The 17,413-nt window shown below is 70.9% G+C and carries 18 protein-coding genes and 1 pseudogene; 7 read left to right on the top strand and 12 right to left on the bottom strand.

The window, feature by feature from the left end:
* Positions 1 to 32 precede the first annotated feature (32 nt).
* Positions 33 to 236 (bottom strand): hypothetical protein, encoded by a 204-nt coding sequence (locus ACPXCB_RS16500; protein WP_425876313.1) that lies wholly within the window; start codon positions 234 to 236, stop codon positions 33 to 35.
* Positions 237 to 352: 116 nt separating this feature from the next.
* Here ACPXCB_RS16500 and ACPXCB_RS16495 point away from each other — a divergent pair, with 116 nt between their 5' ends.
* Positions 353 to 1,648, top strand: a complete 1,296-nt coding sequence (locus ACPXCB_RS16495; RefSeq protein WP_425876486.1) for an FAD-binding protein — start codon at positions 353 to 355, stop codon at positions 1,646 to 1,648.
* On the opposite strand, the gene ACPXCB_RS16490 is transcribed toward ACPXCB_RS16495, so the two are convergent.
* The 3 genes from ACPXCB_RS16490 to ACPXCB_RS16480 all read right to left on the bottom strand — a co-directional run bounded on the left by ACPXCB_RS16490 (position 1,645) and on the right by ACPXCB_RS16480 (position 3,829).
* Positions 1,645 to 2,793, bottom strand: coding sequence for a site-2 protease family protein (locus ACPXCB_RS16490; RefSeq protein ID WP_425876311.1), 1,149 nt, complete (start codon positions 2,791 to 2,793; stop codon positions 1,645 to 1,647). The genes ACPXCB_RS16495 and ACPXCB_RS16490 overlap by 4 nt on opposite strands.
* 206 nt (positions 2,794 to 2,999) lie before the next feature.
* Complete coding sequence (locus tag ACPXCB_RS16485) at positions 3,000 to 3,203, bottom strand: cold-shock protein (protein ID WP_151453711.1); 204 nt, start codon at positions 3,201 to 3,203, stop codon at positions 3,000 to 3,002.
* Positions 3,204 to 3,508: 305 nt separating this feature from the next.
* On the bottom strand, positions 3,509 to 3,829 hold the full coding sequence (locus tag ACPXCB_RS16480) for a MerR family transcriptional regulator (protein ID WP_132237156.1): 321 nt from the start codon (positions 3,827 to 3,829) through the stop codon (positions 3,509 to 3,511).
* 975 nt (positions 3,830 to 4,804) lie between these two features.
* Here ACPXCB_RS16480 and ACPXCB_RS16475 point away from each other — a divergent pair.
* Positions 4,805 to 5,932 carry a DUF3103 family protein gene (locus ACPXCB_RS16475; RefSeq protein WP_425876309.1) on the top strand — a complete coding sequence of 376 codons (1,128 nt, stop codon included), beginning with the start codon at positions 4,805 to 4,807 and terminating at the stop codon, positions 5,930 to 5,932.
* Between the two features lie 149 nt (positions 5,933 to 6,081).
* On the top strand, positions 6,082 to 6,714 hold the full coding sequence (locus tag ACPXCB_RS16470; RefSeq protein ID WP_425876307.1) for an N-acetylmuramoyl-L-alanine amidase family protein: 633 nt from the start codon (positions 6,082 to 6,084) through the stop codon (positions 6,712 to 6,714).
* 136 nt (positions 6,715 to 6,850) lie between these two features.
* On the opposite strand, the gene ACPXCB_RS16465 is transcribed toward ACPXCB_RS16470, so the two are convergent.
* Positions 6,851 to 7,147 (bottom strand): GYD domain-containing protein, encoded by a 297-nt coding sequence (locus ACPXCB_RS16465; RefSeq protein WP_425876305.1) that lies wholly within the window; start codon positions 7,145 to 7,147, stop codon positions 6,851 to 6,853.
* Between the two features lie 161 nt (positions 7,148 to 7,308).
* Here ACPXCB_RS16465 and ACPXCB_RS16460 point away from each other — a divergent pair, with 161 nt between their 5' ends.
* From ACPXCB_RS16460 to ACPXCB_RS16450, 3 genes are all read left to right on the top strand, one after another.
* Positions 7,309 to 7,590: a hypothetical protein gene (locus tag ACPXCB_RS16460; protein WP_425876303.1), complete on the top strand. Its 282-nt coding sequence runs from the start codon at positions 7,309 to 7,311 to the stop codon at positions 7,588 to 7,590.
* Positions 7,587 to 7,997: a type II toxin-antitoxin system VapC family toxin gene (locus ACPXCB_RS16455; RefSeq protein WP_425876301.1), complete on the top strand. Its 411-nt coding sequence runs from the start codon at positions 7,587 to 7,589 to the stop codon at positions 7,995 to 7,997. Before ACPXCB_RS16460 ends, ACPXCB_RS16455 begins: the two co-directional genes overlap by 4 nt.
* Before the next feature lie 141 nt (positions 7,998 to 8,138).
* On the top strand, positions 8,139 to 10,244 hold the full coding sequence (locus tag ACPXCB_RS16450; RefSeq protein ID WP_425876299.1) for a prolyl oligopeptidase family serine peptidase: 2,106 nt from the start codon (positions 8,139 to 8,141) through the stop codon (positions 10,242 to 10,244).
* A gap of 28 nt (positions 10,245 to 10,272) precedes the next feature.
* On the opposite strand, the pseudogene ACPXCB_RS16445 reads toward ACPXCB_RS16450, so the two are convergent.
* From ACPXCB_RS16445 to ACPXCB_RS16415, 7 genes and pseudogenes are all read right to left on the bottom strand, one after another.
* Positions 10,273 to 10,683 (bottom strand): annotated as a pseudogene (locus ACPXCB_RS16445) (Scr1 family TA system antitoxin-like transcriptional regulator); the annotation flags it as partial.
* Between the two features lie 137 nt (positions 10,684 to 10,820).
* Positions 10,821 to 11,588 (bottom strand): D-Ala-D-Ala carboxypeptidase family metallohydrolase, encoded by a 768-nt coding sequence (locus ACPXCB_RS16440; protein WP_425876297.1) that lies wholly within the window; start codon positions 11,586 to 11,588, stop codon positions 10,821 to 10,823.
* Positions 11,589 to 11,960: 372 nt separating this feature from the next.
* Positions 11,961 to 12,710: a hypothetical protein gene (locus tag ACPXCB_RS16435; RefSeq protein WP_425876295.1), complete on the bottom strand. Its 750-nt coding sequence runs from the start codon at positions 12,708 to 12,710 to the stop codon at positions 11,961 to 11,963.
* A 180-nt stretch (positions 12,711 to 12,890) separates the two neighbouring features.
* A complete protein-coding gene (locus ACPXCB_RS16430) occupies positions 12,891 to 13,796 on the bottom strand; it encodes a L,D-transpeptidase (protein ID WP_425876293.1) in 906 nt (301 codons plus the stop codon).
* 83 nt (positions 13,797 to 13,879) lie between these two features.
* Positions 13,880 to 15,328: an alpha-amylase gene (locus tag ACPXCB_RS16425; protein ID WP_425876291.1), complete on the bottom strand. Its 1,449-nt coding sequence runs from the start codon at positions 15,326 to 15,328 to the stop codon at positions 13,880 to 13,882.
* 199 nt (positions 15,329 to 15,527) lie between these two features.
* On the bottom strand, positions 15,528 to 16,223 hold the full coding sequence (locus ACPXCB_RS16420) for a hypothetical protein (RefSeq protein WP_425876289.1): 696 nt from the start codon (positions 16,221 to 16,223) through the stop codon (positions 15,528 to 15,530).
* A gap of 82 nt (positions 16,224 to 16,305) precedes the next feature.
* The gene (locus ACPXCB_RS16415; protein WP_425876287.1) at positions 16,306 to 16,806 is read right to left on the bottom strand and encodes a YcxB family protein; all 501 of its coding nucleotides are present in this window, start codon (positions 16,804 to 16,806) and stop codon (positions 16,306 to 16,308) included.
* A 49-nt stretch (positions 16,807 to 16,855) separates the two neighbouring features.
* On the opposite strand from ACPXCB_RS16415, the gene ACPXCB_RS16410 reads away from it, so the two are divergent.
* The gene (locus ACPXCB_RS16410; RefSeq protein ID WP_425876285.1) at positions 16,856 to 17,281 is read left to right on the top strand and encodes an NUDIX hydrolase; all 426 of its coding nucleotides are present in this window, start codon (positions 16,856 to 16,858) and stop codon (positions 17,279 to 17,281) included.
* Positions 17,282 to 17,413 lie beyond the last annotated feature (132 nt).

Below are 17,413 nucleotides of genomic sequence, written 5' to 3'. Positions count from 1 at the left end.
CGCGCGGGGCGGCGGCCCCGTCGTGCCGGCCGTCAGGCGCGGCCCACCCGGGGCGCCGGCCCCGGATGGGGCACCGGGCGCGGCGGGGGCGTCGGCGGCGGCGCCGGCTTGGGGCGGGGCGTGGTGCCCGCCGGGTACGCCCCGGCCGGCGCCGCCGGTCCGATGCCGGTCGGGTCGATCTCCTCCTCGGAGGGGAACACGTCGCCCTGCGGGGCGGGATCGCGATAGCTGCTCATCGGCGTAGGGTTCCCCGACGAGGGCGCGATAACCGTGCCCGATCGACCGGTTTCCGTCCCGCCCTGCTCGTCGGATGATGCGTCCCGACGACCACGGTGTCGAACGGGGGTACGACATGGAACTGCACCGCAACCGGGGGGCGTTGGTGCCCGCGACCACCGCCGAGGCCGGGCCGCGGCACAACTGGGCGGGCAACGTCCGCTACGCCGCCCGCCGCCTCCACCGCCCCTCCTCGCTCGACGAGCTGCGCCGGCTGGTGGCGGGCAGCGACCGCCTCCGGGTGGTGGGCACCGGGCACTCGTTCAACCGCCTCGGGGACACCACCGGGGACCTGGTCTCGCTGGCCGGGCTGCCCGCGACCGTCGCGCTCGACCCGGACCGCCGGGCCGTCACCGTGCCGGCCGCCATGCGGTACGGGGACCTCGCGGCCTGGCTGCACCCGCGCGGGTACGCCCTGGCCAACCTCGCCTCGCTGCCGCACATCTCGGTCGCCGGGGCGGTCGCCACCGGCACCCACGGCTCGGGGGAGACGATCGGCAACCTGGCCAGCGCGGTCGCCGGGCTGGAACTGGTCACCGCCGGCGGCGACCTGCTGACCGTGGATCGGGCGGCCGACGGGGACACCTTCGCCGGGATGGTCGTGTCGCTGGGCGCGCTGGGCGTCGTCACCCGGGTCACCCTGGACGTGGTGCCGACCTTCGAGATCCGCCAGCACGTCCGCCTCGGCCTGTCCCGCGCGGAGCTGGACGCGGCGTTCGCCTCGGCGTACAGCGTCAGCGTCTTCACCGACTGGCGGTCGCCGCGGCTGCGGGAGGTGTGGGTCAAGCAGCGCGCGGACGCGGCCCCGCTCCCGGCGGACTGGCTCGGCACGACGGCGGCCGACGCGCCGCGGCACCCGGTGCCGGGCATGCCCGCGCGGAACTGCACCCCGCAGCTCGGCGAGCCGGGCCCGTGGCACGAACGGCTGCCGCACTTCCGGCTGGGGTTCACGCCCAGCAGTGGAACGGAGTTGCAGTCGGAGTACCACGTGCCGCGCGGCTCGGCGTCGGAGGCGCTGGCCGCGCTCGATCCGGTGGCGCACCTGATCGCGCCGGTGCTCCAGGTCTGCGAGCTGCGGGCGGTGGCCGCCGACGGGCTGTGGCTCAGCCCGAACCACGGGCGGGACAGCCTGGCCATCCACTTCACCTGGACCGCCGACGCGGCGGCGGTGCTGCCGGTGGTGGCGGCGGTGGAGGAGCGGCTCGCGCCGTTCGCGCCGCGCCCGCACTGGGGGAAGGTCTTCGGCCTCGCCCCGGCGGCGGTCGCCGCGGCCCTGCCCCGGTACGCCGACTTCCTCGACCTGGCGTGCCGCCTGGACCCGGCCGGCACGTTCCGCACGGACCTGCTCGACCACTACCTTCCCCGCGACTAGCGACCGGGCCGGCTGCCCTGCATCTGATCGCGGAGGCTGCCGCGCTGCACCGCCCGGCTGATGTCGCTCGGCGAGACGATCCCGACGAGGCGGCCGTCGGCCACCACCAGCGCGCGGCCGTCGGCGCACTCGCTGAGCCGGGGGAGCAGCTCGTTCAGCGGCTCGTCCGGCCGGGCGAGCACCAGCTCGTCGGCGCGGCAGGCCACCTCGGCCAGCGTGGTGCCGGCCCGGCGGTCCGCCGGGATGCCGCGCACCCGGTCGAGGGTGACCAGGCCGACGGGCCGGTCGTCCTCGATCAGCGGCAGCGCCGTGTGCCGGTACGCGAAGAGGTAGTGGTCGACGAAGTCGCCCACCGTCATCTGTCCCGACGCGGTCTGCGGCTGCGGCGTCATCACGTCGGCCACCCGGATGCCCTGAAGCGCGCTGCCCATCCGGGCCTGCCGCTCCTCCATGCCGGCGGCGCCGATCAGGAACCAACCGATCAGGGTCAGCCACAGCCCGCCGATGCCGATGCCGGCCAGGAACTGCCACAGCCCCAGCCCGATCAGCACCGCGCCGAGCGCCCAGCCGGCCCGGGCGGCGACGACCGACGCCTTCGTCCGGTCGCCGGTCGCCTTCCACACGGCGGCGCGCAGCAGCCGCCCGCCGTCCAGCGGGGCGGCCGGCAGCGCGTTGAAGACCGCGAGCAGCACGTTGATGCCGGCCAGCCAGGCCAGCGAGCCCAGCAGCAGCCCCTCCACCCCGGCCATGGCGAGCACCACCGCGATCGCGCCGAAGAAGAGCCCGATCAGCAGGCTCACCAGCGGGCCGACGCCGGCGATGCGCAGCTCCGCGCCCGGGTCGCGCGCCTCGCCGCGCAGCTCGGCCACCCCGCCGAAGAGCCAGAGGGTGATCCCGCCGACCTCCAGCCCGTTGCGCTTGGCGACGATCGCGTGCGAGACCTCGTGGGCGAGCAGGCCGAGGAAGAAGACCACCGCCGCGGCGAGCCCCGCCAGGACGTACGCGGCGACGGGCCGGTCCGGGTAGGCCCGGGGGAACTGGTTGGCCGACAGCCCCCAGGCGATCAGCGCGAAGATGACCAGGACGCTCCAGTTGACCCCGACCGGCACGCCCGCGATCCGGCCGAGCCGGAAACTCGCCCTCATGTTTCGGGTACTACCCGCGATCGTCGCGCCCATGCCAGTTCGGAAGGCCATGCTGGCCGATGCCGCGACGGGCGGACCGTCGATGACGAGGTCCTGGCCGGTCGCTGCGCCGGGATCCGGCGTGGTCGGCGCTCAGGCCCACCGCCAGCGGAAATGACGGACGGCGGCCCGCTGAACCAGTCGGACCGCCGTTCGCAGGATGGAGATCAGAGCGGGCGGATGTTCTCCGCCTGCGGGCCCTTCTGGCCCTGGGTGATGTCGAACTCCACCCGCTGGTTCTCATCGAGGCTGCGGAAGCCGCTCGATGCGATCGCGGAGAAGTGGGCGAAGACGTCGGGGCCGCCGCCGTCCTGGGCGATGAAGCCGAAGCCCTTGTCGGCGTTGAACCACTTCACGGTACCTGTAGCCATGTCTGCTCCTTCGCAGGCTGTTGGAGGCCGCACGGTGTGCGAACTCTTACGCCGCCGCGTTGATCGCCCGCGCCGAACCGACACGACAAACGAAAAGAGCGCCTGGAGGAGGTTTCAGATAACCCCATCAGGCGCCGGAAACGTCTACGGAAATCAAAACTGCAACAAGGAGACCGTAGCACAGGCGGGTGACAGCCCCTGGTCTCCCTGCGTGTGTCCCTGTCCTGGCGGCGCGACATCCGCAGGTTCTTCGGGGTGCGGCAGACGGTCCTTCTCGTGGTGGAGAAGGACCGTGTGGCGCGGGGTCAGGTAGCGCCGGCCTGCTGGCGGCACTGGTGGTCGCGGTTGTGCTGGAGGGCTTCTTCCAGCTGGTCTTCGAGGATGATGATCCGGCAGGCGGCTTCGAGGGCGGTGCCCTGGTCGACCATCTCCCGGGCCCGTGCGGCCAGGCGCAGCTGGTAGCGGGAGTAGCGGCGATGTCCGCCGGCGGAGCGGAACGGGATGATCAGCTTCGCCTCGTCGAGGCGGCGCAGGAAATCCTGCGAGGCGCCCACGATCTCGGCGGCGCGGCCCATGGTGTAGGCGGGGTAGTCGTCGTCGTTGAGCATGTCGTCGGGTTGGGCCATGCATTCCTCTTCGTGAACGAGGGCCCCGGCGCGTGTTGCGCCGGGGCCCAGGGTTACGGGTTGAATACACCATCTACCGACAGGTTCGTCGGGTTCTCGTTTCCGCACCGTGCCGCTATCAGCAGGCGGTGCGAGGATCGCATAAGCGTGACCGGAGACCACCTCACGTTCGATGGGGCTACGGCGTCCACCTCAGAACTTGCACTACGTCCTGACGGCGGGCGATCCAACGGCGTCCAGCCCTCCCTTTCCTCTTCTTGCATTGCCTACGGTTGCTATCCGCCGATGCCGGAGCCCCACGCGACTTCATGGCCCCGCACATGTGCGGCGGATCCTTGCTGCATCAGGCGGAGCCCCGAACATTGCATCGGCCCTGCCTGCGGTTGCCCTGACCTGGAGTTACGTCAAGGTCTTGTCCTGCGGTTGCCCTGACCTGGAGTTACGTCAAGGTCTTGTCCTGCACGTGCCGTGTTGCGTGCGGTGATGTGGTTCCACCGCAGTTGCCGAGCGAGCCGCGAGAAGTTCCGGGCCCTGCTTCGACGTTCGTCCTGCTCTCGTCAGCGTCTGCAACTGATCTCTGTCGTCAACGGAGGCAACATTACCCAGCCCCACCAAGAATGTCTAGTCTCGGGAGACCAGATTTTCTCGGCCGCTGATCACGGGTTCCCTGCCGTGCCGCCAGCGCCCGGCGACGCGCAGGTCAGCCAGGGCTTCGAGATGACCCGCGCGGTACGCGAGGTGCTGCTGGGGGCGTCTGGCATCGGCCACACTCGCCGCTCGCCTGGCGGATCTGGACCGGGCCGCCACAGTGCTCGGCGAGCCGGTCCGGTTCGTGGCTGTCTGACCTGCGGTACGTAATCAACTGCTCACGGCGACGTTGACGGCTTCCCCGTGGACGTATACCTATTTAGTCATCGTCGTCAATTTCCCGGTCGCCGCCACGAGCAGATGGCCGGGAGACGCAGAGGAGTCCATGTGAACCGACGTACCTTCCGCCGCGCCGTCCTGTCACTCGGCATCGCGACCACCACCCTGGTCGCGGCGATCGGCACCCCGGCGTACGCCCGGCCCGACCACCCCGCACCGGCCCCGGCGGTCGCCAGCCCGGTGTTCGCCATCACCGACGGCGTGGCCCGTCAGGTGGCCCTCACCGGTCGGTCCGAGCTGACCCGGTTGGGCGGCTCCGCCGTGAACGGCCCGGTCGACCTGCTCGCCGCCGGCGTCGACGCCCGGCTCGCCGGTGACCTCCGCGCCGCCAACCAGCGGCTGCTGGTCGCCAAGGGCCTGCCGGGCGGCACCGGCTCGCTGTTGCGGTTGCGGCTGGCCCACTCGGACATGCGCGCGGCGCTGGCCCGCGGCGAAGCGCCGCTGGTGGCCGCCGTCCCGACCGACGACTCGGCGACGAGCGTGACCGCCTACGACCGCTCCGGCGGCACGGTGGTGCTGGATGCCACGCGGGTGCCGCGGCAGCCGGTGCTCGTGGTGGACGTGGACACCGAGCGGGCGCTCACCGCGGGGCTGGCGATGATGCGCCAGGAGCTGGGCGAGAGGGGCATCGGCCGGGCGGCTCCGGCGCGTCCGGCGACCCGCGCCTCCGGGGTGACCGCGTCGGCCGGTTACTGGGCCACCAAGGTCGACGCCGTGCGGCTGAGCGACGACGAGGAGCCCTGGATCAAGGGGGACGCCGAGATCTACAACCTCGTGGCCGGGTTCGGGTTGGACGGCAAGGTCAAGGTCGACCTCGTGCAGATGCCGTACCTGGACCACGACGGCACCACCTACTACCCGAACCAGCTGCTGGTGCACTTCTCCTCGTACAAGTACAACCTGGCCGACGTGGTCATGATGGAGGACGACGGGGACACCAACTACTCGTCCCTGGTCAAGGCCATCGCGGGCGCCCTGCTGGTGATCGTGGACGGTGGCGCGTACACCCCGCTGGTCAACGCGATCCTGGACGCCATCCCCACCTCCTGGTACACCGACGACCCGGACTTCGTGGACGCCTGGTACACCCTGAGCACCGCCAGCAGCGGCCGGAAGAACGGCGCGGGCGCCAACGGCTGGATGGACCTCTCCCCGTACTGGGTCGCGCAGTTCTGACCGGCCCGCTCGGCCCCGCTGGACGACTTCGAGCAGCGGATCATTCCATCTAGATATTTCCATGCATTACAGTGACGCCGTGCCAGCCCGTACGGGTATGGGCGGCCCCGGCGGCCTCCTGGCGCCCCCTACTTCCGTGAGAGGTGCTCGTGATCAGTAACTCCTCAGCGCGCCGCCGCACCCTGCTGGCTGCCGCCGCTGGTCTCGTCGTGGCTCCCTGGGCGGCGACCGGAACCGCGCATGCGGCGGTCCCGAAGGTCTACCTCGACCCCGGGCATGGCGGCACCGACCCCGGCGCGGTCGGCAACGGCCTGACCGAGAAGGCCCTGACCCTCAGCATTGCGCTTCAGACCCGCGACATCCTCAAGGCCAACTACAGCGTCGACGTACGGATGTCCCGCACCTCAGACATCACCCGCAGTCTCACGTACCGTACGAGCGACGCCAACGCGTGGGGCGCCACGATCTTCGTCAGCATCCACATCAACTCCGGCGGCGGTACGGGTTTCGAAAGCTACCGGTACCCGGGCACCTCCAGCGCCCTGCACAGTCCGGTGCACTCCCGGGTCCTGTCGGGCATGCGCACCGTCGGCTCGGTCACCGACCGCGGCCTGAAGACCGCCAACTTCCATGTGCTGCGCGAGACCGCCATGCCCGCCGTCCTGACCGAGAACCTGTTCATCGACACCGTGGCCGATGCGAACCTGCTCAAGCGCGCCGCCTTCATCACCGCCACGGCCCGAGGGCACGCCAACGGCATCGCCGCCTACCTCGGCCTCTAGGGTGCTGCGTCTCTGAATCGCCTGCACGCCGCGGCGGGTGTTCGGCGAGGGTGCCCGTCCGCGGTCCTGGCCATACGTACGGGGGTGGCTGCTCGTTCAGGTCGGCAGCCACCCCATGGTCATGGCCGTGACGGAGTCAGCCAGCGGCTTTGGCGACGATGCGACTGATCTCCTCCTGACCGAAGGCCCGCAGGGTCGTGGTGCGGACGTTGCCCGCCCCGCCGAGCCGCAGGAGCGCCGCGGAGGCGGTTTCGTCGTCGGGCGCCTCGACGATGGCCACGAGGTCGTACGGACCGACGGTCCACCAGATGTTCAGGAGATTCGCCCCGAGCTTCTGTGTCGCTGCGGCGAAGGCCTCGGCGCGCTTCGCGGTGTCCTTGAAGCCTTGGATCCCCTGATCGGTCCAGTTCAGCAACGCGACATACGTCGGCATGGTCCTCCACCTCCACGAAGAGATCTCATCGTAAGGCAGTTTCTGGGGCATATTGACCAAAAGTGACCAGAGGGTCGGCACCGGTGGTGGACTGGAGCGCGATCGGTGTGGCGTGACGAGCTGCTGGCATTCCGTCAGTATGCAGCGGGTATGGTCGGAGTATGACTCGCCGCATCACGATCAGCCTGCCCGACGACGTGGCCGCGTACGTCGAGCGCACGCAGGGCACCACGTCCGGTTTCATCGCCGGGATCCTTCGTCGGAAGATGCGTGCCGACAGTCTTCGTGCGAAGTGGGCGCAGCTCGGTTACGTGGTCACCGACGAGGACGTCGAGCAGACCCGCGCCCGCCTGGCGGCTCTCGCGCCCGTCAGTGACGAGCAGCACGCCCGCAACGTCGAGTGGCTCAGCCAGTTCGACAACGAGGGGACCGCCGCCGCGTGAACGGTCTCGTCCTCGACACCTCCGCCCTGCTGGCGTACGCGTCGGGCACGAGCGTCGAGCCCGGTGCCATGCTGACCCTGGCCGAGGAGGATCCCGACCAGCAGGTGTGGATTCCGGCGCTCTGTCTCGGGCAGGCGCAGCTCGAACTCGCGGGCACGCCCGCCGCCGCCATGCTTGATCTGCTGTTCACGGAGGACCGCGACATTCAGGTGGCGGTCTACGACGCTGCGACGAGTCGGCGGGTGGCCCGCATCGCGGCCGCGTTCACCGTGTCACTGGACGTCGCGCACGCGATCGCCACGGCGATCCTCTACCGCTGCTATCTGGTGACCCGGGACCGGAAGGCCATCGAAGCGGCGGCGCCACCCGGCTTGGACGTCTTCGACCTCGGCGAGACCTGGGACTGACGCGCATCGGTGGTGGCGGCCGGACCTGCCGTTGATATCACGTCACCGGTGGGCCGGCGGAACGCCACGTGTGGCGGGACGTCGCCATGCCGACAGCCGGCCGGGTCCGGGTGTGTCCGCCCCGTCGGGGATAGTGGCGAGGTGGCTGGGTTGACCGTGGAGAGCGACGACGCGTACCTCTGGCTGGAAGATCTTGATGGTGCGGACGCCGCGCGGTGGGTGCGGGACCGCAACGCGGAGACCGTGGCCGCCCTGACCGGCGGAGAGGGGTTCGCCGCCCTGCGGGCCGAGCTCCGCCAGGTGCTCGACGCGGACGACCGCATCCCCTACCCCGGGTGGCGCGGCGACCATCTCTACTACAACTTCTGGACCGACGCGGCGCGCCCGCGCGGGGTCTGGCGACGGACGACGCTGGAGCAGTACCGCCGGTCGGAGCCGGAGTGGGACGTGCTGCTCGACCTGGACGCGCTGGCCGCCGAGGAGGGCGAGAGCTGGGTCTGGGGCGGCGCGACGGTGCTGCGGCCCGGCTACGGGCGCGCCCTGGTGAGCCTCTCCCGGGGCGGGGGCGACGCGGTCGTGGTGCGGGAGTTCGACCTCGACCGCCGCGTCTTCGTCGAGGACGGCTTCACGCTGCCCGAGGCGAAGAGCGACGTGGGCTGGATCGACGCCGACCAGATCTACGTCGCCACCGACTTCGGGCCCGGCTCGCTGACCTCCTCGGGCTATCCCCGGGTGGTCAAGCGGTGGCGGCGGGGCACGCCGCTGGCCGAGGCCGAGATCGTCCACGAGGGGCAGGCCGACGACGTCGCCGTGTGGGCCTCGCACGACCCGACGCCCGGCTTCGCGCGTGACTTCGTGGGCCGCCGGCTGGACTTCTACCGCTCGGAGCAGCACCTGCTGACCGCGACGGGGGAGCGGATCCGGGTGGCCGTGCCGGAGGACGCCGGGTGGGACGTGCACCGGGAGTGGCTGCTCGTCCGGCCGCGCTCGCCGTGGGCGGTCGGCGGGGTGACCCACCCCGCGGGCGCCCTGCTGGCGGCCCGGTTCGACGCGTTCCTCGCCGGGGAACGGGAGATGACGGTGCTCTTCCGCCCCGACGACCGTACGGCGCTCAGCGGCTGGTCCTGGACCCGCAACCGGCTGATCCTGGCCACCCTCGTCGACGTGCGGAGCCGGCTGGAGGTGCTGACGCCCGACGGGGAGGGCTGGCGGCGGGAGCCGCTGCCCGGGGTGCCGGAGTTCGATCACAGCGAGGTCGTGGACACCGACCCGGACAACGACGACGCCTACCTGCTCGCCTCGGAGGGGTTCCTCCAGCCGGCGACGCTGCGCCTCGGGCAGGTCGGCGGCGCGGTCGGGACGCTCAAGCGGGCACCGGCGTCCTTCGACGCGAACGGCTTGGCGGTACGGCAGTTCTTCGCCACCTCGGCCGACGGCACGCGGGTGCCGTACTTCGTGGTGGGCGACCCGGACGCGCCAGCCGGTCCGACGCTGCTCACCGGCTACGGCGGGTTCGAGATCCCCCTCACCCCGCACTACAGCGGGGTGATCGGCCGGGGGTGGCTGGCCCGGGGTGGCACCTACGTGGTGGCGAACATCCGGGGCGGCGGGGAGTACGGCCCCGGGTGGCACCGCGCCGCGCTGCGCGAGAACCGGCCCCGCGCGTACGAGGACTTCGCGGCGGTGGCGGCGGACCTGGTGAGCCGGGGCGTCACCACGCCGCAGCGGCTCGGGGTCGAGGGCGGCAGCAACGGCGGCCTCCTGACGGGGGTGATGCTCACCCGTTACCCGTCGCTCTTCGGGGCGGTCGTCGCGCACGTGCCGCTGCTGGACATGCGGCGCTACCACCGGATGCTGGCCGGCGCCTCGTGGATGGCCGAGTACGGCGACCCGGACGTGGCGGCCGACTGGGACTTCCTGCGCGGCTACTCGCCGTACCACAACGTCGACGGCGACCGGGCGTACCCGCCGGTCCTGCTCGTCACCTCGACCCGCGACGACCGGGTGCATCCCGGGCACGCCCGCAAGATGGCGGCCCGGCTGCGCGAGCACGGCCACGACGTGGCCTACTACGAGAACGTCGAGGGCGGGCACGGCGCGGCGGCGAACAACGAGCAGCGCGCCTTCGTCTGGGCGTTGACGCTGGAGTTCCTGTGGCGAAAGCTGGCCGGACGACCGCACCGGCCGGTGCCCCGCCAGCTTCCGCCCGTTGACGTCGAGTCCGCCGACCGGGCGTCCGACTGGTAAGTGCGAAGGCTGAGCGGACAGGGCAACGAAGTCGGCGCACTGGGCGAACGTCGAGTTCGTCGGCGCCGACGGGCCGCCGCAGGGCTGCCTCGTCCAGCACCATCCACAGCTTGGGAGGGCTGTCGCTGGCCTGGCGACGCATCCGCAGCTCGACCCGCCGCTCGACTCCCTCGGTGGGGGCATCCGGGTGCTCGTCGCGGATGACCGCACGGGCGTAGTCGGCGCTCTGAAGTAGACCCCGAATCAGTTGAGGCTGGAAGGCGCGAATCCCCGACGCCTCCGCCTCCAGCCCGACGTAGACCTCGAATCGGTCCGGTAGCACCTCGTCGTACGCCTGTCACCAGCCGTGCTGGCGTGGATCCCGGGCAACCTGCACGAGCGCGTCGACCTCCTCGCCTTCGATGCCGTACCGCTCAAGGAGATCCGATCCGGGCTGCGGGGCGCCAGGTCGACGGCCGCCTGCCCGCGTATCGCACGGGCAGGCGACCGTGTCCTGGCTGCTGCACGGCGCGGGCGGATACGGGCGCAGGCTCGCGCAGTCCGGGGGCCGGGCCCAGCAGGGTGACCGAGTCGGTGTCAGATGCCGCAGGTCGGAGCGACCCAGCTCCACTTGTTGGTGGCGCCGTCGTCGTTGTTCTCGTACCGGCTGTCGGCGTGGATGTGATCGTCGTGGTCCGGGTAGCCAGGGCCGAGGATTCCACTGAACCCGTGGTAGCGGGCCTGCTTGCCGATCGTGCAGAGGGAGTAGTTGCTCGACCAGATGTCAGCGGCGGTGCCGTAGAGGTGCTGGCTGTTGCTGGCGCCGCCGATCTGGCTGTTGCAGGTGTAACCCCGGAATCCCCGGACGGACAGCGACCGGTCGCCCAGGGCGTGCCGCAGCGCTTCCAGCTTCCACATGGTGCGCAGGATGTTGGCCTTGGTCGTCGCTGCGGATACCGGACCACCGGAGAAGCCGCCGTAGCAGACGTCGTCCATCTCGGCGAAGCTGAAGTGGATGGGGCTGCAGTCGTCGTCCTGCAGCGAGTAGATCTTGTTGAACGTCTGAGTGCCGGCGATACCGTCGGCGGACAGCCCGTACGCCGCCTGGAACCGCTGCACCGCCGCTGCGGTGCCCGCGCCGTAGACCCCGTCGACCGCGACGACGTTCTGGTAGCCGGCCCAGCCGGCCACCCGGATCTGCAACTGGCGGACGTCGTCACCGGACATGCCCTGGGAAAGCTGGCGCCCCCAGGTGTAGCAGCCGTCGGCGTACGCGGCGGATCCGGTGGCGCCGACACCGAACACCGTCGCGGTCAGTGTCAACATCAGCGCCAGGACGGAGCGCACAACAAGAGATTTCCGCATCAGGTTCCTTCCGAGATCAATGATCGAAACCAGTGGATTCTGATCGTTGCTCCCAGTGCCCGTCAACGTAGGCAAACCCCTATCCCACGGTTCGCGGTTCCCGCCTGAAGGCATGGTCGGGAGGCCGCCCGAGCCGACACGGTGGACATGTGGTCCTCCGTGTCGGCCGGGTCGCGAACTTCACGATGGCGCGGGATCCAGTTGCGCATGCCGGTCGTGCTCAGGCCGTAGCAGTAGCCCCGGCGTACGGGCTGCCCTCCACGCCCAGGGCGGCGGGGAGTGGCGGCTGTCGCCCGACCAGGCGCCGCCGTTGGAGGCGAGGTAGTTGGCCTGGACGGGAGGTGGCCTTGCAAGGCAGGACCCGCCGGTCGGTCAGACGCCCGGGGGCGTGGGACCCGGGAAGTTGCGCTGCGGGCAGGTGTAGGGGCGGGCGGGGTCGTACCGGTGCAGGGCGACCGCCGTTCCGCCCGGCGGGGTGGTCGTCACCGGTGCGGCGTCCGCGACCATCAGCAGGCCGTGGACGCCGCTGTGGTTCGCACGGTAGAGCGTGCAGCCCTGTGCGGTGCGCACCACCCCGGACGTGGCGTGCTGATGCCGGCTGCGCAGCCGGGTCGTGCTGTCGTACGGGTTGCTCTCCAGCAGGAAGAACAGCGTGTCGGGGGCGGTGTCGACCCAGAACGCCTCGCCGGCCTTGAGGTGGATGTCCGAGATGCTGACCACCTGGGTGCTGCCCAGCGCCGCGAAGGCCAGATCTGGATCGGACGGACCGGTCACCCCGTCGTTGGCCGGGTAGGGCAACGTCGTCGTCGTGTGGGACTGCCGCCACTGGGTGTGCGCGACGGCGGGCCCGTAGCTTGTGCTGGTGCGGGCCTCGTACGACGCCAGGGGTAACAGGTGCGAGTTGACGGCGACGAATTCCGCCCGGTTGAAGCCGTAGCCGTAACTGGAGGCCAGCCATCCACCCCACTGGTCGAAGAGGCTGAGGTTGTAGTTCGAGTTCGAGTAGACGGCCGCTGCAGCCCAGGCGGGCCGGTCGGCGGTGACCAGGTGGTCGGTGCCGGTCGTGGCCTGGAGTACGACGCCGTCGGCGAGGACGACCGCGGCGACGGCCGCCTGCGGCATTAGCGTGATCATGGCTGTGGCGGCGGCTGCGGCCACCCCGAGGCGTCTGACAAAGCGGGACGGATTACGCACGGTGCCTCCTGGGTCACGGGGTGCCCAGTCTGGCCCGTCGTCGCAAGGCCCGCCGTGTCGACGACGGGACTCGCCCCGGCCGGGTTCGCCCACCGGGATCGGTGTCGGTCAGGCCGTCGGTGGTGGGGCAGGCAGTTCGTCGACCACCACCACCTCGGTGCCGGGGCGGACCTTCGCCAGCAGTTCCCGCTGCCCGCTCTTCGTCAGCCGGACGCAGCCGTTGGTGGTCTTCTTGCCCAGCTCGCCGTCGTGGTACCAGCTGTGGATGCCGATGTGCGCCCCGCGCAGGCCGGCCGGCACCGAGTCGGGGTCGTCGGGCACCGAGCCGAGGGCGTAGATGTCGACGCCCCCGTACACGCTCTGCGGCGGCGGCGTGCGGCCCAGGATGAAGGTCCGGCCCAGCGGGGTCTCCTGGCCGCGCTGGCCGAGGCTGACCTCCCAGCTGCGCACGGCCCGGCCGGCGCGGTACCAGGTGAGGCGGTGGTGCTTGCGTTCGATCACGATCTGGTCGGAAAGCGTCACGGTGGCGTGGCCGCCGGGCGGCAGCCAGGCGAGCGTGCGGTTGGCCGACGGGAGCAGCACCGCCGTCCAGCCGGCCCGCCGCTGGGCGATCGGCATGGTCAGCTCGACGCCGCTGATGGTGGGGTCGAGGAACGCCAGCGGCCGGCCGCCGGGGGCGGTGTAGGCCGCGATGCGGCGGGTCGGGTGCAGGCCCTCGGTCAGCGGCGTGGTGTCCATCGTGTCCCGGTCGGGCGGGAAGCCGGTGGGCGCCGGGCCGTAGTCGACCACCGGCAGGTCGTCCGGCGCGGGCGCGGCGACGGGCACCCGCTCCGGCGCGGCGCTGGTGGGGGCCGCGCCGGTCGGCGCGGGCGGCCCGACGACCGGCGGCGCGGTGGGCTCGGCCCCGGGGGTCAGCACCCAGCCGGTGGCCCCGCCGGCCAGCAGGAGCAGGGGTACGCCGACGGCGGCGGCCAGCGTGCGGACGTGTCGCCGGTTCATTCGGTCAAAACGCACAAACCAACTGTAACGGGTGAACGGCGGCGAAACCCCGTCCCGGCCGGAATGCCGGTCGGGACGGGGTCCGCAGGGGTGGAGCCTCAGCTCAGCCGCGCGCCCACGTGGATGGCGATCGCGTCGTGGGCGGGCACGTTCGCGGCGAACCAGCCGCCGCCGTCCACGGTGATCACCGGCCCGCTGCACGTGCCGTTGCTGAAGGTGCCGTGGACGACGTCGCAGTAGCGGCCGGCCGGCAGCCCGCTCTGGTACGACCGGCCGTTGACCGCGGAGTCCTCGTCGTTGATCGTGACGTAGCCCTTGCCGGACCGGCCGAAGGCGATGTGGTTGTTGCCGTTGTCGTACCAGTTGACGACGCCGGCGCCCTCGGTGGCGTTGCGGAAGCCGACCATGTTGGCGATGACCGGCCAGCGGTGCTCGCACTCCCAGCCGGAGTAGCAGGTGGCGTTCAGGGTCCGTCCGGAGCTGTCCGAGGGCGGGCCCTGGTCGCGCTGGCTGAACGTGTAGCTCGACATCACCGTCGGGGAGCCGTACGGCCAGGCGAGCATGAACGCGTTGGCCAGCGCGTAGATGCCCCGGTCGCGGTACGTCAGCACCCCGCCGACGTCGCGCTGGGTGTCGTGGTTGTCCACGAAGACAGCCGCCGACCCGCTGGGCAGGTGCCCCCACCCCTCGCCGAAGTTGCGCAGGTAGGCCAGCTTCTCGGAGCGGAAGACCCGGGCCAGGTCCTTGCCGTAGCGGAACTCGTGCACGTCGCCGTTGCCGGTGTACTCACCCGGCTGGATGGGCTCCCCGGCGCCGTGGATCACCTCCTGCACCATGTACGCCGAGCGCGACAGCTTGCCCCTGATGGCGGCGATGTCGGCGGCGGGCATGTGCTTGCTGGCGTCCATCCGGAAGCCGTCGACGCCCAGCGAGAGCAGGTCATTGAGGTAACCGGCGATCTTCGTCCGGACGTAGTCCGACTCGGTCTTCAGGTCGGCGAGGTTGACCAGCTCGCAGTTCTGCACCTCCCACCGGTCGTTGTAGTTGGCGATGTCGTCGCCGCCGTTGCGGCCGCAGTGGTGGAAGTCCTGCGTCTGGTAGATCCCCGGGTAGTCGTAGTGCCCGTACGACGAGCCGGCCCAGCCGGTGCCGCCGTTGTCCTGCCCGGACATGTGGTTGACGACCGCGTCGACGACCACCTTCACCCCGGCGGCGTGGCACGTGTCGACCATGGACTTGAACTGCGCGCGGGTGCCCTTGCGCGACTCGATCCGGTAGCTGACCGGCTGGTACGCCAGCCACCACTGCGAGCCCCGCACGTGCTCCTGGGGCGGCGAGACCTGCACCCAGCCGTAGCCCTTCGGGCCGAGATTGGTGCGGCACTCGGTGGCCACCGACGACCAGTTCCACTCGAAGAGGTTGGCGATGACCTTCTTGCCGCCTGCCGGGGCCGCGCCGGCCGGGGGAGTGGTCGCGGCGGTGGGGACGATCAGACCAGCGATCACGCCGAGGGCGACGATCGCCGACAACCGTCGACGTCTCTGCATGGAGGACTCCTGACGGGGGTGTGGGGGACGGGGCGGTGGCGAGGCCGGGAGGCCCCGATGGTGCCGTGATCTTGCAGTACGGCTTGAAAATTTCCGAAAGGTTACAAGCGCATTGCAAGCGCTGTCAATGCATGGGCATGCGTGGATGTCTTCGGGCTGTCGGCCTCGTACGACGGACCAGGCGCCTGCGATCGAGCGGTCAGGTGGCGGAATCGAGCCAGCGCCGCCAGCTCGTACGGGTGGGAGTCCGCTCGGGATGCGCGGCCACGTGGAGGACGAACTGTGCCCGGAGCCGGACCAGGGGATCGTCGGCGGACGTCAGGATCTCCACCTCCTGGAAGAACGGCGAGTCGTGGAGATGACGGACCAGGCATGCGTACAGCCAGTCCTTGCACCGGTACGGCCGCCGCAGTGCCGCGAGGATCAGCTCGGCGATCTCTGGCTTGATGGCCTCCGGCAGACCGCCCCGACCGAGTCGGCGAAGAAGCACCTCCTTCGTGCCCCAGCAGGACCACATCCACGACTCCGGCGCTCCCCACTCGTCGGGATACTCCGCCTCCCACCGCAGGTAGAGGGCGGCGATCGGCGCCCACCGGGCGCGGCCGGCGCGGTCGTCGTCCGAAGCGTCCCGGAAGGCCTCCAGAGGCCCGTGGATCGTCTGCTCCTGATGCCACCGGAAGTCGGCGCGCGCCTGGTCCAACCTCGCGGCGAGCCGAGCCTGACCGGACCTCGACCGGTAGTGCGCTGCCCACAGGCCGTTCGACAGACGCAACGCATCGCTCGCCGCGGCGAGCAGTGCCTGATGCCGGGCAAGCGCATGGTGACGCACGACCGGATCGACCGCCACCAGGTCGAACAGCCAGGAGTAGTCGCCGCGCGGCTCCGCAGACACCATCGCAGCCTGCCATCCCCGCCCAGCGGGGAAACAGCGGCACCGGCAGGCGTCAACAGAGGTGCCGGCCCTGCCTGAAAACTTGTCAGGCGGAGCCGACGAGCAGCCCGCGATCGGCCATGAAGGCCCCCAACGTCTCCGCGTCCTCAGCGGACATCAAGCGGCGTGGAATCACGGTCGCCGGCATCCGGCCGACGTACACGATCCAGAACTCAGGGGTGTCCCGCACCCGAGCCACCCCGTCCCAGGCGATACCGCCGGACTCCGAGCCGCTGCGCATCATGATGTTGTCGTCGGTGATGTCGTAGGCGCCCTCGACGGCATAGCGACCGGAGCGACGCCGGGCCCGCCACTGCACCCACGGCGAGTACACCATCGACAGCAGACCACCCAGGACCATCGCCATGCACAGCGACGAGACCCGGTCACCCCACGCGAACCCCCGCGAGACGGCAAACCCGATCGCCCCGACCGCCGCCAGTACCGCACCGATGTAGCCGAACTTGCGCAACCGGACACTGCCCAGCGCAGCGGCCACGCGGCCCGGGTAGGCGGGATCGGCGGGGACGTCGAAACGGATGTGCACGTCAGAACGATAGTGCCCCCTACCGTCCGACGGGTGGCACAATGCGCCTGTGTCGATCTCCGCGGAAGGCTCTTCCAAGGCTCGCATCGTCACGGCGTTGCTGCGGGACGACAACCGGGTGCTGCTGTGCCACCGATCTCCTCAGCGCCGTTGGTATCCCGACGTCTGGGACATGCCCGGTGGGCACGTGGATCCCGGGGAACTGCCCGGCGCGGCACTCGCCCGGGAGCTTCGGGAGGAGCTGGGCATCGACATCGCGGCGCCGTCGGGTCCGCCCGTGCACGAAGTTCATGCCGACACGTTCGACATGCAGATCTGGCTGATCGAAGCGTGGACGGGGTCTCCGGTCAACGCCGCGCCGGACGAACACGACGCCATCGCGTGGTTCACCGAAGAGGCGCTCGGAGAACTGTCCCTGGCCCAGGACAGCTACCTCGCGTTGTTCAGCAAGGTCCTTGGCGAGCAGCGAGCCTGACCACCACTGGACACGCGCCTCTCGGCAGCAGAGGACGCCCGAGCGGCTCGCCAGTTGCCCGCCGAGGTTCAGTGCCACGGACCCTCTGAAGATCACACGCGGGCCCCGCTTCGGCGCCGGTACGCGGAATTT

The organism is Micromonospora sp. DT62 (assembly GCF_049847285.1).
Taxonomy (GTDB): Bacteria; Actinomycetota; Actinomycetes; order Mycobacteriales; family Micromonosporaceae; genus Micromonospora; species Micromonospora reichwaldensis.
This window is presented reverse-complemented; position numbering and strand designations above follow the sequence as displayed.

Bases quoted from the DNA above. Each gene is read 5' to 3' on its own strand.
- ACPXCB_RS16500 (WP_425876313.1), bottom strand. From the start codon at position 236: ATGAGCAGCTATCGCGATCCCGCCCCGCAGGGCGACGTGTTCCCCTCC.
- ACPXCB_RS16495 (WP_425876486.1), top strand. From the start codon at position 353: ATGGAACTGCACCGCAACCGGGGGGCGTTGGTGCCCGCGACCACCGCC.
- ACPXCB_RS16490 (WP_425876311.1), bottom strand. From the start codon at position 2,793: ATGAGGGCGAGTTTCCGGCTCGGCCGGATCGCGGGCGTGCCGGTCGGG.
- ACPXCB_RS16485 (WP_151453711.1), bottom strand. From the start codon at position 3,203: ATGGCTACAGGTACCGTGAAGTGGTTCAACGCCGACAAGGGCTTCGGC.
- ACPXCB_RS16480 (WP_132237156.1), bottom strand. From the start codon at position 3,829: ATGGCCCAACCCGACGACATGCTCAACGACGACGACTACCCCGCCTAC.
- ACPXCB_RS16465 (WP_425876305.1), bottom strand. From the start codon at position 7,147: ATGCCGACGTATGTCGCGTTGCTGAACTGGACCGATCAGGGGATCCAA.
- ACPXCB_RS16460 (WP_425876303.1), top strand. From the start codon at position 7,309: ATGACTCGCCGCATCACGATCAGCCTGCCCGACGACGTGGCCGCGTAC.
- ACPXCB_RS16440 (WP_425876297.1), bottom strand. From the start codon at position 11,588: ATGCGGAAATCTCTTGTTGTGCGCTCCGTCCTGGCGCTGATGTTGACA.
- ACPXCB_RS16435 (WP_425876295.1), bottom strand. From the start codon at position 12,710: ATGCCGCAGGCGGCCGTCGCCGCGGTCGTCCTCGCCGACGGCGTCGTA.
- ACPXCB_RS16425 (WP_425876291.1), bottom strand. From the start codon at position 15,328: ATGCAGAGACGTCGACGGTTGTCGGCGATCGTCGCCCTCGGCGTGATC.
- ACPXCB_RS16420 (WP_425876289.1), bottom strand. From the start codon at position 16,223: ATGGTGTCTGCGGAGCCGCGCGGCGACTACTCCTGGCTGTTCGACCTG.